This window comes from Cellulosimicrobium sp. GQ32, assembly GCF_059758455.1.
In genome coordinates this window covers 197,499-211,353 of record NZ_JCAXEP010000006.1, presented here as the reverse complement: position 1 = coordinate 211,353, position 13,855 = coordinate 197,499, and the positions used below count along the sequence as shown (strand labels likewise).

Genomic DNA, 13,855 nt, shown 5'->3' with positions numbered 1-13,855 from the left:
CAACTCGAGGGTGCTGTGGCGTCGTACGGGTATGAGGATCGCAGTGACAGGTGGGACAGGGACGATCGGTCGGCACGTCGTCGCGGCGCTGACCGCGCGCGGGCACGAGGTGCGCGCGCTGAGCCGGCACGCGGAGCGGTACGCCGTCGACCTCACGACGGGCACCGGGCTCTCCACCGCGCTCGCCGGGGTCGACGTGGTCGTGGACGCGAGCAACGCGTCGTCGTCGACGGCGGACGCGCGCGCGACGCTCGTCGACGGGACGCGGCGGCTCCTGGCGGCCGAGCACGACGCCGGGGTGCGGCACCACGTGCTCGTCTCGATCGTGGGATGCCACGATGTGCCGATGGCCTACTACGGCGTGAAAGTCGAGCAGGAGCGGGCGGTCGCCGCCGGCGACGTCCCGTGGACGGTCGTCGCCGTGACGCAGTTCCACGAGTTCGTCGCCGGGACGCTCGCGGGCGCCGCGCGCCGCGGTGTCCTGCCGCTGCTGCGCGCGCCGGTCCAGCCGGTCGCGGCGCGGGACGCGGCCTCGGCCGTCGCCGACGCCGCGGGACGCGAGCCGCTCCGCTCGGCCACGACCGTCGCCGGGCCGGAGGTCCTGGACCTGCGGGACGCGGCGCGCACCTGGCGCGCGGCGACCGGCTCGCGGGCGCTCCCCGTCCGGGTCCCGCTGCCCGGGAAGCTCGGGCGCGCGCTGCGCGCGGGCGGCCTCACCGACCCGCACCCCGACGCGCGCGGCACGACGACCTTCCGCGACTGGCTCGCCGCCCAGCCCACCGCGGCGGCCGCGCGATGAGCACCGACGACCTCGCGCACGCCTTCGAGGCCGAGCGGCCGCGCCTCCTGCGCCTCGCCTACGCGACGACCGGGTCCTGGTCGGACGCCGAGGACTGCGTGCAGGACGCGTGGCTGCGCCTGCGCACCCAGGACCCGGCGTCGATCCGCAACCTCGCGGCGTGGCTCACGACGACGGTCGGCCGCCTCGCGCTCGACGTGCTCGGCAGCGCGCGCGTGCGGCGCGAGCGCTACGTCGGGACGTGGCTGCCCGAACCCGTCGTCACGGCGCCCGGCGCGCGCTCCCCGGTCGCGTCGTCCGCCGCGACCGCGCTGGACGCCGCCGATCCCGCCGACCGCGCCACGCTCGACGAGGAGGTGAGCATGGCCCTGCTCGTCGTGCTCGAGCGCCTCTCCCCCGCGCAGCGCGTCGCGTTCGTCCTGCACGACGTCTTCGGGCTGCCGTTCGAGGAGGTGGGCGACGTCGTCGGGCGCTCCCCCGCGGCGGTGCGCCAGCTCGCGTCGCGCGCTCGCAAGGACGTCGAGGCGGGACGGCCGCGCGGTCGGACGTCGCGCGCCGAGCAGGAGCGCGTCGTCGAGGCGTTCGTCGCGGCGTGCGCGGGCGACGACCTGCCGGCGCTGCTCGGCCTGCTCGACCCCGACGTGACGCTCCGGGGCGACGGCGGCGGCAAGGTCCGCGCGCTGCGGCACCCCGTCCAGGGGGCGCAGAGCGTCGGGGACGTCCTGCTCTCCTACCTCCGCAACCGGCCGCGCGGCGCGGGGGCCGTCGACGTCAACGGCAGTCCGGGGCTCGCGCTCGTCGACGGCTCGGGGGTGCTCACGGTCCTGGCGTTCACGGTCGCCGACGGCCGCATCGCGGCGCTCGACATCGTGCGGAACCCCGACAAGCTGAGCACGGTGCCGCCGGGGCTCCTCGACGACGCCGGCCCGTGGTGGCCCTGACCCGCTACGGCCGGTAACCCTCGGCCGGCCAGCCGCCGTAGCCGTCGAGGTGCTCGTCGGCGTCGCGCACGTAGTCGTCGACCGGCGTCATGCGCTCGGCCATCTCGAAGTGCCAGTCGACCAGCTCGCCGAGCGGGACGGGGGTGCGCGACGACCGCGCGACGTCGCGCCCCTCCTCCGACCACAGCGGCGGGTAGAGGCTCAGCCCCTCGTCGAGGCGGACCGCCCCGATCTCGTCGTACCAGCCGGGCCACCGGACGGATGCGTAGAACTCCGTCGTCCCGCCGCTCACCGCCCACTCGAGGAACGCGGCCTGGCCGAACCCGAGGTCCACCCACGTGAGCGCGTCGGGCGCGAAGTAGTTGACGTTGCCGAGCTGGCCCGGGAGACCGCCGCCGTTGATCGCGAACGTGCCGCCGAGCACGTCGTACGCGACGACGAGGACCGACGGCGCCACGCTGTCGTCCCCCGGCTCGCCGAGCCCGTTGACGGTCGCGAGGTCGGGCAGCCCGGCCCCGCCCCCGCCGATGATCCGCAGCCACCCGCCGTCGACGAGCACCCCGCCGGTGTGCAGCGCGAGCGCGCCCAGCGTCGAGCGGACGGTGACCTGGAGCCGGAAGAGGACCTCGAGCGACCACGCCGGGGCCGGGACGACCTCCACGCCACCGCGCCCGAGCATGCGGGAGAGCGTCGGCCAGGCGGGGTCGTCGACCGCCGCCAGCTCCGCTGCCGTCCTCACTGCCATGGCCGGATCATGCCAGATGTTGCCGGTATCCAGGAGTCCTGCTATGAAGCGGCGCCCGGCAGGTCCCCCGATGGGCTGAAAGACCGATTCGGAAGGGCTCCTGCGTACCGCCGGCTGCCGCTCGTCCGCCCGCCGTCGGGCGGGTGTGAAGACTCGGGGGCGAGCCCGCGCAGACCGCGTCGGCGCGGCCACGCCGGGGCGCCCGCGTGGGTAGCGTCTCGGCCGTGGACGACGAGCGCACCGCACCGACGGCGGACGGCACCGACGGATCTCGACCCGCGAGAGCGCACCGGGTCCCACCGAGCACGGTCGCCGTCGTCGCGTCGGTCGCCGGCGTGGGCCTCGCGGTCGTCGCCGCGCTCCTCGCCCCCGCGGTCCTCGACGCCGCCGGTGCTGTCGGCCCGGCCGCGCTCCCGTCGTCGCCGGACGGGCCGGCGGCGACGCCGCCCGGGTCGGGCGATCCGGAACAGGGGACGGAGGACATGATCGCGCTCCTCCTCGCCCTGCCGGGCGTCGAGGACGCGCAGACGAACGGAAGGGTGGGCACGTCGGCCGAGATCACGCTCGTGACACCGCTCCCGTCCCCCGAGGCCGCGCAGCGCACCGCCAGGGACGCGAGCGCGATCGTCGCAGCCGTACCCGGCGGCGGCGCGTGGTCGCTCCGCGTCGAGGGCACGGGCACCGGCGGCGGGACGCTCGCCGTCGAGCACGGTCCGGGAGCTCCCACCGTCCCCGACGTCGACCCGGTCACCGGGGAGCCGCGCCCCGACCTCCTCGGGGCCGACGCGGTCGCCGACGCGGTGCGCCTCGTCGCCCACGACTCCGTGCGACGCGTGCACCTCGCCCCGGGCGCCGCCTCGGTCGACGTCCGCTCGGCCGACGACCTCGTCCCCGTCGCCGCGCTCGTGCGGGCCGAAGACCGCGGGCTGACGAGCCTCGGCGTCCAGGGCTCCGGTGTCGGCACCTACGACGGCGACGGGCTGACCGTCCCCGACGACGCCCTGCTCACGCTCCTGGCCGACGTCGCGACGGAGCCCGGCGTGACGCAGGTCGTGCACGACGCCGTCCGCGACACGTTCCCGCAGCACCCCCTGCTCACGGTGGTCACCTCGGGCGACGCGGCCGTGGTCGCGCGCGTCCTCGACGGCGCGGCCTACCCCGGCCCGGTGCTCGCGTACCAGGTCCACGGCGCGACCGACGGCGGCGCGACCGCGACGCGCTCCGGGTTCGTCGCGGGGGTCGCCCCGACCGCCGGGACGCGCCCCGCGGGCGCGTGCGCGCCCGGCGACCTCGCGCTCGGGGCCCTCGGGTTCGACGCCGCGGCGGGGCGCCGGTTCCTCACGCTCTCGGCCCGCAACGACGGCGGCGCGGAGTGCGTCCTCGCGGGCGCGCCCGCGGTGCGCTTCGTCGCGGACGACGGCGCGGAGACGGACGTGCTCCTCGAGCCGGACGACGACGGCCTCGCCCCGCTCGCGCTCGCACCCGGCGCCACCGCCTGGGCCGCGCTCTCGTGGCGCGGCGGGTCGACGGCCGACGACCCGCCGCTCGTCACGACGCTGCTCGTGGCCCCGCACCCGGGCGACACCGAGTCCGTCGTCGGGCTCGCGGGGATCCCCGGCGTCGGGGACGGCCTCGACCTGCTCGGCGGCGGGACCGCGACGATCGGGTCGTGGACGCCCGCGCGGGAGCTCGCGAGCTGACGCGTCACCCGAAGGTGGCGGTGAACACCTGGACGCCGGCAGGGACGTCGAGCTCGACGATCCCTTCGGTCGGGCCGTCGCCCTCCAGGAGGGGGTAGAGCGTCGGGCTGCCGGAGACGTCGATCTCGCGGGTCGTGGTCCGACCGTCCGTCGTGACGCGGGCCGTGACGGTGCCCTCGCCGCCGAGCACCGTGAACACGTCGGTCGAGCGGTACGCGAGGCGCACGCGCGCGTCGTCGGACACGGCGGTCGCGCCCTGGAAGTCGACGTCCCACGTGCCACCGAGCGAGAACGTGTCCCGCCGCTGGTCGTCGGCGAGCGTGAAGTCCTGCTGCCCCGCGGCGTAGCGCGGCTCGCCCGCGTAGTTGACGACGCGCTTGATGGAGAAGTAGGTCTCGGGCGTCGTCTCCTCCTGCGGCGTGGTGTCGCCGACGGCGGTGGGCGCGGGCAGCTCGACGCCGGGGTTCGCGTCCTCGAGGAGCTCGCGCACCAGGCGCTCGGTGTCCTCGTACCCGCCCTCCCCGAAGCGGATGTGACGCACGGTCCCGTCGGCGTCGACGAGGTACTGCGCGGGCCAGTAGCGGTTCCGGTAGGCGGTCCAGGTCGCGTACGCGTTGTCCTGGGCCACGGGGTAGGTGACGCCGAGGTCCTGCGCGCCGGCGACGACGTTGCGCGTCTCGCGCTCGAACGCGAACTCGGGCGTGTGGACCCCGACGACCTCGAACCCCGCGCCGACGTCGCGGTAGCGGTCGTACCAGGCGTTGACGTGCGGGATCGCGCGCTGGCAGTTGATGCAGGAATAGGTCCAGAAGTCGACGAGCACGACCTTGCCGCGCAGCCCCTCGAGCGTCAGCGCCTCGCCGCCCGGGGTGTTCAGCCACGTGTCGATGCCGCGCAGCTCCGGGGCGGTGCCGCAGTCCTCCAGCACGGGTGCGCCGTTCGAGCAGTTCGACAGCTCGCGGTTCTCGTCGGTGACGAGCCCGCCGAGGTCGAGGGCCTCGCGCACGGCGTCGTTCTCGTCGACCCGCTGCTGGAGCGCGCCCGTGTAGTCGGGCAGGGCCCGCTGGAGGGCGGCGGGGAGGTTGAGCGCGAGCGCGCCCGCGAGCGCGATCATCACGACGCCGCCCGTGACGCGGATGCCGCGCGTGTGCCGCTGGAACCCGCGGACCCGCTCCGCGACGCGGCGCCCCGCGAGCGCGAAGACCAGGAGCGGGACCGCCGCCCCGACCGCGAACGACACCGTGAGGGCGACCGTGCCCGGGCCGATGTTCCCCGTCGCCCCGGCCACGGTGATCGCCGCGAGGACGGGACCGGCGCACGGCACGTACAGCACGCCGAGTCCGAGGCCCAGCACGAACGCCCCGCGGTCCTGGCGGGCGGCGCCGCGCCGTGCCCCGAGCGCCGCGATCCGCCGGAACGGCCGCTCCAGGACCTCCTCGACGCGCGGCACGATCATCCCCACGCCGATCGCGACGAGGAGCACGATGCCCGCCCAGCGCAGCAGGTCCTGCGGGAGCCCGAGCGCGGTCAGCAGGAGGGAGCCGAGGAGCGTGAAGACGCTGAAGCTGAGGACCAGGCCCGCGATGACGAGGTAGGGGCGCCACGAGCGGCGCGCGGCCCGCCGGGTCGCGCGGCGACCGGGCCGGCCGTCGGCCGGGACGGCGGGACGCGACCCGTCGTCCGTCGACAGGTCGAGCGCGAGCGTCCCGCCGCGCGTCGGCCGGGCCGTGACCTCCCGCGCCCCGGTGTCCTCCGGCGCCCCACCCGGGCCGCCCCGGCCGCGCAACCCCGCGGCCGGGCGGCCGCCGACGCGGACCGCGTCCGGGACGCCCGCGAACAGCCCCGGGGAGACGCCGCCCGTCCCGGTCTCCGCGGTGCCCGACGGCGCCTCCCCCGTGCGCGCACCCTGCACGCCGCCCGCGAAGAAGATGACGGGCAGCATGGGCAGGATGCACGGCGAGATCCCCGTGATGAGTCCCCCGAGCAGGCCGATGACGATGAGCGTCTCCATGCCCGGGGTTCGGACCGGCGGCCCGCGCGGATGGGTTCGCCACGCACCGAGGGCACGTCGCCGGGCGCACGACGACGGCCCCGACCGTCCGGTCGGGGCCGTCGGGACCCGTTGTCACGAGTCCACCGCGCGCCCGCTTCTGGACGCGCCGGGAGGGTCACATGGTCGGCATGAGCACCGAGTCGACGAGGTACACGGTCGCGTTCTGCGTCATCACGCCACCGCACACGACGGCCGCGTCGTTGACCATGAGCTCGTCGCCCGAGCCGGTCACCTCGACCGTGCCGCCCTCGACGGTCTCGTGCTCGCCGACGACCTGGTCGGGCGTGAGCTGGCCGGGCACCACGTGGTACGTGAGGATCTTCGTCAGCGTGTCGGAGTCCGTCTTCAGCGAGTCGAGCGTCGCAGCGTCGATCTTCGCGAACGCGTCGTCGACGGGGGCGAACACGGTGAACTCGCCGCCGTTGAGCGTGTCGACGAGGTCGACGTCCGGGTTGAGCTCACCCGAGACGGCCGCGGTGAGCGTCGTGAGCAGCGGGTTGTTCGACGCCGCCACGGCGACGGGGTCGGTCGACATGCCCGTGATCGACCCGGCGCCGTCGGGGACCTGCTCCGCGTAGGCCGCGCAGCCGGGACCCACGAGGTTCGCGGCCGGGTCGGCCGCCATGTCGTCCGAGCCCTCGGTCGAGTCGTCGGTCATGTCGTCGGACGTCGAGTCGTCCGTCATGGTGTCGGTCTGGGAGTCGGTCGTCGTCGAGTCGGCCCCGGTGTCCGAGTCCGAGCTGCACGCGGACAGGCCGAGCACGGCGAGCGTGGCGATGCCGGCGACGGCGTACGACGTGCGGGTGCGAACGTTCATCGGTCTCTCCTCGGGTCGTCGCCCCGCCGGTGCGGGGCGTCATGCCGAGGGTTCGGAGCGTCGCCCCGGGCGGATGGGTCGGGATCGGCACGAGTTTTCCCGCGCGCGTCCCGACCCCTCCGGGCCGCGGCGCTCAGCCGACGAGCGCGACCACCGGGTCCGTCGTGGGCTGCTCCGAGCCGCCCGCCGGCTCGACCGTCACGGCCATGCCGACGCCCGGCTCGCCCTGGACGAGGCGCGACGTGCTGCCGTCCTGGACGTCGAGGACGCCCGCCGAGACGACGGCGCCGTCGGGCTCGACCACCCAGAGCTGGTAGTCCCGGTCGTCGCCCGCGTCCGGCAGGTCCGACGCGCGGAAGTACATGTCGTCGCCCGCCGCGAGGACGGACGCCTGCCCGCCGCCCGCCACGTCGCCGTGCAGGATCGTCGCGTCGGGGTCAGCGAGCATGCGCTCGATCGCATCAGCCCGCGCCTCCAGGCGCGACTGCTCCTGCGTCGCGCGGACCGCGACCGTCGTCGGGACCGCCACGGCGACCACCGCGGCCACCGCCGCCGCGAGCCCGGTCCAGCGCCGCCGGCGGGCGCGGCGCGCCGCCGCGAGGTCGACGACCACACCGCCTGTGCTCTCCCCGGCGGACGGGACCGCGTCCGCGGACGCGGCCACCCGCGCCAGCACGGCGTCCCGCAGCGCGGGCGGCGGGGCGCTCTCGACGGCGAACGCCGCCACGACGTCGCGGTACTCGTCGAGCTCGCGCCGCGCGTCGGGGTCGGTCGCGAGCAGGCGCTCGACGGCGCGCCGCTCGACGTCGTCCACTGCGTCGAGCGCGTAGACGGGCAGCAGGTCGCGGACGTCCGGACGCTCGTCCGCGCCGTCGCCGCGGGGCGTGGTCGGGTCAGCCACGACGCACCCCCAGGCAGTCGCGGAGCCGCAGGAGCCCGTCCCGGATGCGGGACTTCACGGTCGGCAGCGCGGCGTCGAGCCGCTCCGCGACCTCCCGGTAGGTGAGCCCGCCGTAGTACGCCTGCACGACCGCCTCCCGCTGCGTCGCCGTGAGCGAGTCCAGGCACCGCCGCACGACCGCGCCCTCGAGACGCCGCTCGACGTCCTCCACCACCACGTCCCGCGGTGCGGCGGCCGTCGAGGCGTCCACGTCGCGCTGGTCGCGGTCGCGGCGCGCCTGCTCCGCCCGCACGCGGTCCACCGCGCGCCGCCGCGCGAGCGTCGCGACCCACGTGCGCGCCGAGCCGCGGGTCGCGTCGTAGCGCGCCGCCGTCTGCCACACCTCGACCATCACCTCCTGCACGACCTCCGCCGCGTGGTCCGGGTCCCGCAGGACTCCCAGGCACGTGCCGTACGCGACCGGCGCGAGCGCGTCGTAGACGGGCGCGAACGCGGCAGGGTCACCGCCGGCGCACGCCGCGAGGGCGGCGTCGACCGTCGGGTTCGTCGTCACGGGAGGTGGCACCCGGTCAGTGTGCAGCACGGGCGCCTCCCCCACGCGCTGCGGCGCGTCGACCACGGCTCTCGGCACCCGACCTCCCGTCGCCAGCGCCGTCCCGGTCCGTCCGGGACACCCTGGGTTCGACGCCGACGCGCGGACGGATGGGTCCTCGCCCCGCGGGCACCGGTCAGAGCGCGCGCCGGGTGCGGACCGCCGCCGCGAGCTCGTGCAGGAGGTCGGCCGTCGTGTCCCAGTCGATGCACGCGTCGGTGACGGACTGCCCGTAGACGAGGCCGCTCGGCGCGGGCTTCTGCGCGCCCGCCACGAGGAAGCTCTCCATCATGAGGCCCGTGATGCCCTGCTCGCCCTCGGCCAGCCGCGCGGACACCTCGCGCACGACCTCCGCCTGGCGCACGTGGCTCTTGCCGGAGTTGCCGTGCGACGCGTCGACCACGAGCCCGTGCTCCGTGACCCCGCCGCGGCCCGAGGTGCGCGCGACCGCGAGCGCCGCCGCGACGTCGTCGGCCCCGTAGTTGGGGCCCGAGCGCCCGCCGCGCAGGATGACGTGGCAGTCGGGGTTGCCCGCGGTCTCCACGGCGGCGGCCCGGCCGAGCGAGTCCATGCCGAAGAACGTGTGCTCGCTCGCCGCGGTGATGCAGCCGTCGACCGCGATCTGCACGTCGCCGTCGGTCGCGTTCTTGAACCCGACGGGCATGGACAGGCCCGAGGCGAGCTGGCGGTGCACCTGCGACTCGGCGTTGCGCGCGCCGATCGCGCCCCACGACACCGCGTCGGCGATGTACTGCGGGCTCGTCGGCTCGAGGAACTCGCACGCAGCCGGGACACCGGCGTCGAGCACGCCGAGCAGCACCTCGCGCGCGAGGCGCAGGCCGTGGTGCACGTCGTGCGACCCGTCGAGGTGCGGGTCGTTGATGAGGCCCTTCCAGCCCACGGTCGTGCGCGGCTTCTCGAAGTAGACGCGCATGACGACCATGAGGTCGTCCGCGAGCTCGTGCGCGACGGCGGCCAGGCGGCCCGCGTACTCGAGCGCGGCCTCGGGGTCGTGCACCGAGCAGGGGCCGACGATGACGAGGAGGCGGTCGTCGTCGCCCGCGAGGACGTCGCGGACCTCGCGGCGCGACGTCGTCACGAGGTCGCTGCGCGTCGCACCGAGCGGCAGGTCGGCGAGCATCGTGCGCGGGGCGGGGAGCGCGTCGAGCGCGCGGACCCGCAGGTCGCTCGTGCGGGCCTGGAGCTCGGGGCTGTCCACGGGGTCGACGGTACTCGTCACCGGGTCGGACGACGCGGCGGACGACGCTGCGGACGTCGCGGTCTCGGGCTGGGTGGTCGTGCTGGTCACGGGAGGCTCCTGGTCTGTGCGGCGGTGGTCGGGGGCCGCCGTGAGATCGGAGTGCTCAGCGGTGCCCAGCGGCGCTTCACCGGCCTGCTGCCGCCCGTGGTCCCGGAACGGCCCGTCTCACGACGAAGGGCCCGGACGCGGTCCGCGTCCAAGGCCCTGTGCTGGCTCCGGGTGGTGATCTGTGGTCAGGCGAACGCCCGCACGGCCCCACCGGGAGCCTGCGTAAAGCGCCAATACCACTGAGAAGTCACCAGGTGACCGTAGCACAGGGGCTCCGCGGGTCGGACAGCGCGTCTCACGTGCCGGTCGGTCGGGACCGGCGAGCGAGCCTAGGCTCGGGACATGCCGATCCCCGAGTTCGTCGCCGCCCTCCGCTCCCGCGTCGGGACCGACCTGCTGTGGATGCCGGGGGTGTCCGCCGTCGTGGTGGACGACGACGGCCGCCTGCTGCTCGGGCAGCGGGCGGACACCGGGCAGTGGGCCGTGATCAGCGGGATCCTCGAGCCCGGCGAGGACCCCGCGGTCGGGCTCGCGCGCGAGGTGCGCGAGGAGACGGGGGTCGAGGTCGTCGTCGACACGCTCGTCGCGGTGACCGTCACCGAGCCCGTCGAGTACCCGAACGGGGACCGCTCGCAGTACCTCGACCTCGCGTTCCTGTGCCGGCCGGTCTCCCCCGCCGCCGCGGCGGCGGCGCACGTCGCGGACGACGAGTCGCTCGCCGTCGCGTGGTTCGCCCCGGACGACCTGCCGGGCGACCTCGCGCGCTCCACCGTCGAGCGCCTCGGCCACGCGCTGGGCCGGCTCGCCGACCCCTCAGTGGGCCCCTTCTTCGTCCGCTGACGCCACGCGCGACGTCTCCGTCGCGGGGGCGCCCGACGGCGCCGGGCCGAGCCAGCGCACCGCGAGCAGGCACGCGTCGTCGTCCTCCGGCGCGCGCGCGACGACCGCCTCCAGCAGCTCCGCGCCGCTCAGCCCGGCCCCGAGCGCGTTCGTGACGATCTCCGCGAGCTCGTCGAGCGCGAGCGCGAGCGGTCGGTCGCGGCGCTCGACGACGCCGTCGGTGAAGAGGAGCAGCAGGTCGCCCGGTGCGAGCGTGACCGTGTCGGCGACGCGCGGGGTCGTCCCCCGCACGCCCAGCGGGGTGGAGCGTGCCTCCCACAGGTAGCCCGCCGACCCGTCCGCGCGCACGAGCAGGGGCGGCAGGTGACCGGCGCACGTGTAGCGCAGCACCCCCTCGAGCAGCTCGAGCTCCCCGTACACGAGGCTCGCCATGAAGCCGGTCCCGGTCCGGTCGACGAAGCGGTCGAGCCGCTCCACGACCTCCTCGGGCGGCAGGCCCGTGTCCGACGCCGCGCGGACCGCCGTCCGGAGCTGCCCCATCGCGGTCGCGGCCTTGAGCCCCCGCCCCACCACGTCCCCGACCGAGAGAGCGACGACGTCCGGGGCGACGCGGAACGTGTCGTACCAGTCGCCGCCGACCTGGAGGTCGTGGACCCCCGGGCGGTAGCAGGCCGCGATCTCCACGTGGGGGTCGGCGACGATCCCGTCCGAGAGCATCGCTCCCTGGAGCTCGCTCGCGACCGACACGCTCTGCTCGTGGGTCGTCGCCCGGGCCAGCGCGAGCGCCGCGAGCTGCCCGGCCGCGGCGGCCGTGCCGAGGTCGACAGGGTCCGAGCCCGCCGCCCGGCGCGGCTCCAGGGCGAGCACGCCCAGCAGCGCCCCGGCCGTGCGCAGCGGGACGACGACGGTCCCGTCCGCGCGCACGCCCGCCTCGGCCAGCTCGTCGATCGTCGGTGCGGTCACCCCCGCCGCGCCGCCCCAGCGACGGAGCGGCCCGCCCTCCTGAGGCGTCCAGAGGGCAGCGTCGCCCGCCCCGAGCATCGTCACCGCGGCACGGAGCAGGACCCACGCGACGCCGTCGAGCCCGGCGACGCTCGCCAGGTCGGCGGCGATCCCGTGCAGCAGGCGCACGCGGCGCTCCGCCTCCTCCGCGGCGCGCCGCGCCCCCACCAGCTCCTGCTCGAACCGGGACCGCTCGCGCGCCCCCAGCATGGCGACCTCGACGAGGCGCTCGCCCCGGGCCTCGCGCCCGATCGCCGTGAGCAGCACGGGCTCTCGGCCCCGCGGCGTGCGCAGCTCGACCGCGACCTCGTCGACCCGCCCCTCGATGTGCAGACGCGGGCCCAGGTGCGTCTCCCAGTAGATGCGGCCACCCACCGTGAGCAGGTCCGCGAGCCGTCGCCCGGCGACGGCCTCCACGTCCGGCACGTCCAGCAGCCGCAGGAGCTCGTCGTTCGCGTCGAGCACCCGCCCCTCCGCGTCGAGGAGCAGGAGCGCGACGGGCGCGAGCACCCAGCGCTCGCCGCGCGACATCACCATCAAGGCCCCCCGAGCCAGTCACGCATCGCCGCGACGAGGAGCGCCGGGTGCGACAGGTTGGGACAGTGCCCGACGGAGTCGATGACGACCAGCTCGCTCCCCGGCAGGTGCTCGTGCACGTACCGACCCACCGTCGGCGGGGCGATGACGTCCTCCCGGCTCTGCACGACGAGGCTCGGCGTCCGTACCCGCGCCAGGTCCGCCCGGTTGTCCCCGAGGAACGTCACGCGCGCGAACTGGCGTGCGATCGCCGGGTCGTTCCGGCGGAAGACCTCCGCGAGCTCGTCGCCCAGCGCCGGACGGTCGGGGTTCCCGACGATCACCGGCGCCATCGCCTGCGTCCAGCCCAGGTAGTTCGCGTCCATCGTCTCGAGGAGCTCGTCGATCTCCTCCGCCGTGAACCCGCCGCGGTACCCCTCGTCGTCGATGTACCGGGGGCTCGGCCCGACGAGCACGAGGCGGTCGACGAGGTCGGGCCGGTCCGCCGCGGCGAGGAGCGCGATCACCGCGCTCACCGAGTGGCCCACAAGTATCACCGGCTCGTCCGCGACGTCCTCCACGATCTCGACCAGGTCCGCGACGTAGCCCGCGAGCTCCCCGTGCCGCGCGGGGTCCCACGACGCCGGGTGGGACGCGCCGCACCCCGAGTGGTCGAAGAGCACGACCCGGTGGTCCGCCGCGAAGACGGGCGCGACGAAGCGCCACATCGACTGGTCGCAACCGAAGCCGTGCGCGAGGACCATCGTCGGTGCGCCCGACGGCCCCGCGACACGCACGTTGTTGCGTTCGCGCACGTCCACGGGTCACAGCGTAGAGGGGAACCCGAACGGGAGAGCAGGGCAGGCGCGGGTGAGATCGCTCCCGCCCGGGCCCGGCACGGCGGTCGGCCACCCCGCGCACGGCACAATGTCCTCATGCGTGTCTCGGCGAAGGCTGACTATGCCGTGCGGGCGTGCGCCGAGCTCGCGGCGTCACCCCACGGCGACCCCGTGCGGGCGGAGGACCTCGCGGCGGGCCAGGGCCTGCCCGTCAGCTTCCTCGAACGGATCCTCGGCGACCTGCGCCGCGCCGGCATCGTCGCGAGCGTCCGCGGTCGCTCCGGCGGCCACCGCCTAGCCCGCCCCGCGTCCGAGATCACCCTCGCCGACGTCTTCCGTGCCGTCGACGGACCGCTCGTCACCGTGCGCGACGAGCGCCCCCCGAGCCTCGAGTACGAGGGCTCCGCCGCCGCGCTCCTCGAGGTCTGGGTCGCCCTGCGGGCGAGCGTCCGTGACGTGCTCGACCGCGTCACGATCGACGACGTCGTCCGCCGCGACCTCCCCGACGACGTCCACGCGCTCGCCGCCCGCGCCGACGCCTGGGAGAACCCCTGACCCGCTGAGCCCGCGGTCCGACGGCTCCTCCGGCCGCAGGGTCCGGTCCGCCGGTCGGCTCGGGTCGCGCCCGGCGCGGGGCTGTGGTGGCGCCCGGTGCTGGGTGGTCCCAGCCGAGATGCGAGAAGTTGCCCTTCCGAACCTTGTCCGAGGGGCCATTTCTCGCATCTCGTCGTCACGCGCACGGGTCTCAGCCGCCGCGGCCGGTCCACGCTGGTCGCCCACCGGACGACCTCGAGACGCCCC

13 protein-coding genes are annotated in these 13,855 nt (G+C 76.0%); 5 read left to right on the top strand and 8 right to left on the bottom strand.

What is annotated here, in order from left to right; translation table 11 throughout:
• Positions 1 to 43 precede the first annotated feature (43 nt).
• Together AC6CH9_RS12210 and sigJ are read left to right on the top strand one after the other, a co-directional pair.
• Entirely contained in the window at positions 44 to 799 is a 756-nt protein-coding gene (locus AC6CH9_RS12210) for an SDR family oxidoreductase (RefSeq protein WP_498155116.1), read from the top strand.
• A complete protein-coding gene (gene sigJ / locus AC6CH9_RS12205; RefSeq protein WP_498155115.1) occupies positions 796 to 1,740 on the top strand; it encodes an RNA polymerase sigma factor SigJ in 945 nt (314 codons plus the stop codon). Before AC6CH9_RS12210 ends, sigJ begins: the two co-directional genes overlap by 4 nt.
• 4 nt (positions 1,741 to 1,744) lie before the next feature.
• On the opposite strand, the gene AC6CH9_RS12200 is transcribed toward sigJ, so the two are convergent.
• Complete coding sequence (locus AC6CH9_RS12200; protein ID WP_498155114.1) at positions 1,745 to 2,485, bottom strand: DUF2625 family protein; 741 nt, start codon at positions 2,483 to 2,485, stop codon at positions 1,745 to 1,747.
• Positions 2,486 to 2,709: 224 nt separating this feature from the next.
• On the opposite strand from AC6CH9_RS12200, the gene AC6CH9_RS12195 reads away from it, so the two are divergent.
• The gene (locus AC6CH9_RS12195) at positions 2,710 to 4,185 is read left to right on the top strand and encodes a DUF4232 domain-containing protein (protein ID WP_498155113.1); all 1,476 of its coding nucleotides are present in this window, start codon (positions 2,710 to 2,712) and stop codon (positions 4,183 to 4,185) included.
• A 4-nt stretch (positions 4,186 to 4,189) separates the two neighbouring features.
• Here the strand turns inward: AC6CH9_RS12195 and AC6CH9_RS12190 are convergent, their stop codons facing one another.
• The 5 genes from AC6CH9_RS12190 to AC6CH9_RS12170 all read right to left on the bottom strand — a co-directional run bounded on the left by AC6CH9_RS12190 (position 4,190) and on the right by AC6CH9_RS12170 (position 9,788).
• Complete coding sequence (locus tag AC6CH9_RS12190) at positions 4,190 to 6,196, bottom strand: cytochrome c biogenesis protein DipZ (protein WP_498155112.1); 2,007 nt, start codon at positions 6,194 to 6,196, stop codon at positions 4,190 to 4,192.
• A gap of 157 nt (positions 6,197 to 6,353) precedes the next feature.
• Positions 6,354 to 7,055: a fasciclin domain-containing protein gene (locus AC6CH9_RS12185; RefSeq protein WP_498155111.1), complete on the bottom strand. Its 702-nt coding sequence runs from the start codon at positions 7,053 to 7,055 to the stop codon at positions 6,354 to 6,356.
• A 133-nt stretch (positions 7,056 to 7,188) separates the two neighbouring features.
• Positions 7,189 to 7,956 (bottom strand): anti-sigma factor, encoded by a 768-nt coding sequence (locus AC6CH9_RS12180; RefSeq protein WP_498155110.1) that lies wholly within the window; start codon positions 7,954 to 7,956, stop codon positions 7,189 to 7,191.
• Positions 7,949 to 8,587 carry an ECF RNA polymerase sigma factor SigK gene (gene sigK / locus AC6CH9_RS12175; RefSeq protein WP_498155109.1) on the bottom strand — a complete coding sequence of 213 codons (639 nt, stop codon included), beginning with the start codon at positions 8,585 to 8,587 and terminating at the stop codon, positions 7,949 to 7,951. Before sigK ends, AC6CH9_RS12180 begins: the two co-directional genes overlap by 8 nt.
• Positions 8,588 to 8,684: 97 nt before the next feature.
• The gene (locus AC6CH9_RS12170) at positions 8,685 to 9,788 is read right to left on the bottom strand and encodes a 3-deoxy-7-phosphoheptulonate synthase (protein WP_498155197.1); all 1,104 of its coding nucleotides are present in this window, start codon (positions 9,786 to 9,788) and stop codon (positions 8,685 to 8,687) included.
• Between the two features lie 411 nt (positions 9,789 to 10,199).
• Here AC6CH9_RS12170 and AC6CH9_RS12165 point away from each other — a divergent pair, with 411 nt between their 5' ends.
• Positions 10,200 to 10,697, top strand: coding sequence for an NUDIX hydrolase (locus tag AC6CH9_RS12165; protein ID WP_498155108.1), 498 nt, complete (start codon positions 10,200 to 10,202; stop codon positions 10,695 to 10,697).
• Here AC6CH9_RS12165 and AC6CH9_RS12160 read toward each other — a convergent pair.
• Together AC6CH9_RS12160 and AC6CH9_RS12155 are read right to left on the bottom strand one after the other, a co-directional pair.
• Positions 10,671 to 12,236: a SpoIIE family protein phosphatase gene (locus tag AC6CH9_RS12160; RefSeq protein WP_498155107.1), complete on the bottom strand. Its 1,566-nt coding sequence runs from the start codon at positions 12,234 to 12,236 to the stop codon at positions 10,671 to 10,673. The two genes, AC6CH9_RS12165 and AC6CH9_RS12160, sit on opposite strands and share 27 nt — an antisense overlap.
• Positions 12,236 to 13,036 (bottom strand): alpha/beta fold hydrolase, encoded by an 801-nt coding sequence (locus AC6CH9_RS12155; protein ID WP_498155106.1) that lies wholly within the window; start codon positions 13,034 to 13,036, stop codon positions 12,236 to 12,238. Before AC6CH9_RS12155 ends, AC6CH9_RS12160 begins: the two co-directional genes overlap by 1 nt.
• A 114-nt stretch (positions 13,037 to 13,150) precedes the next feature.
• Between AC6CH9_RS12155 and AC6CH9_RS12150 the strand changes: the two genes are divergently transcribed.
• A complete protein-coding gene (locus AC6CH9_RS12150) occupies positions 13,151 to 13,609 on the top strand; it encodes an RrF2 family transcriptional regulator (protein WP_498155105.1) in 459 nt (152 codons plus the stop codon).
• Positions 13,610 to 13,855 lie beyond the last annotated feature (246 nt).

Bases quoted from the DNA above. Each gene is read 5' to 3' on its own strand.
- sigJ (WP_498155115.1), top strand. From the start codon at position 796: ATGAGCACCGACGACCTCGCGCACGCCTTCGAGGCCGAGCGGCCGCGC.
- AC6CH9_RS12200 (WP_498155114.1), bottom strand. From the start codon at position 2,485: ATGGCAGTGAGGACGGCAGCGGAGCTGGCGGCGGTCGACGACCCCGCC.
- AC6CH9_RS12190 (WP_498155112.1), bottom strand. From the start codon at position 6,196: ATGGAGACGCTCATCGTCATCGGCCTGCTCGGGGGACTCATCACGGGG.
- AC6CH9_RS12185 (WP_498155111.1), bottom strand. From the start codon at position 7,055: ATGAACGTTCGCACCCGCACGTCGTACGCCGTCGCCGGCATCGCCACG.
- AC6CH9_RS12165 (WP_498155108.1), top strand. From the start codon at position 10,200: ATGCCGATCCCCGAGTTCGTCGCCGCCCTCCGCTCCCGCGTCGGGACC.
- AC6CH9_RS12160 (WP_498155107.1), bottom strand. From the start codon at position 12,236: ATGGTGATGTCGCGCGGCGAGCGCTGGGTGCTCGCGCCCGTCGCGCTC.
- AC6CH9_RS12150 (WP_498155105.1), top strand. From the start codon at position 13,151: ATGCGTGTCTCGGCGAAGGCTGACTATGCCGTGCGGGCGTGCGCCGAG.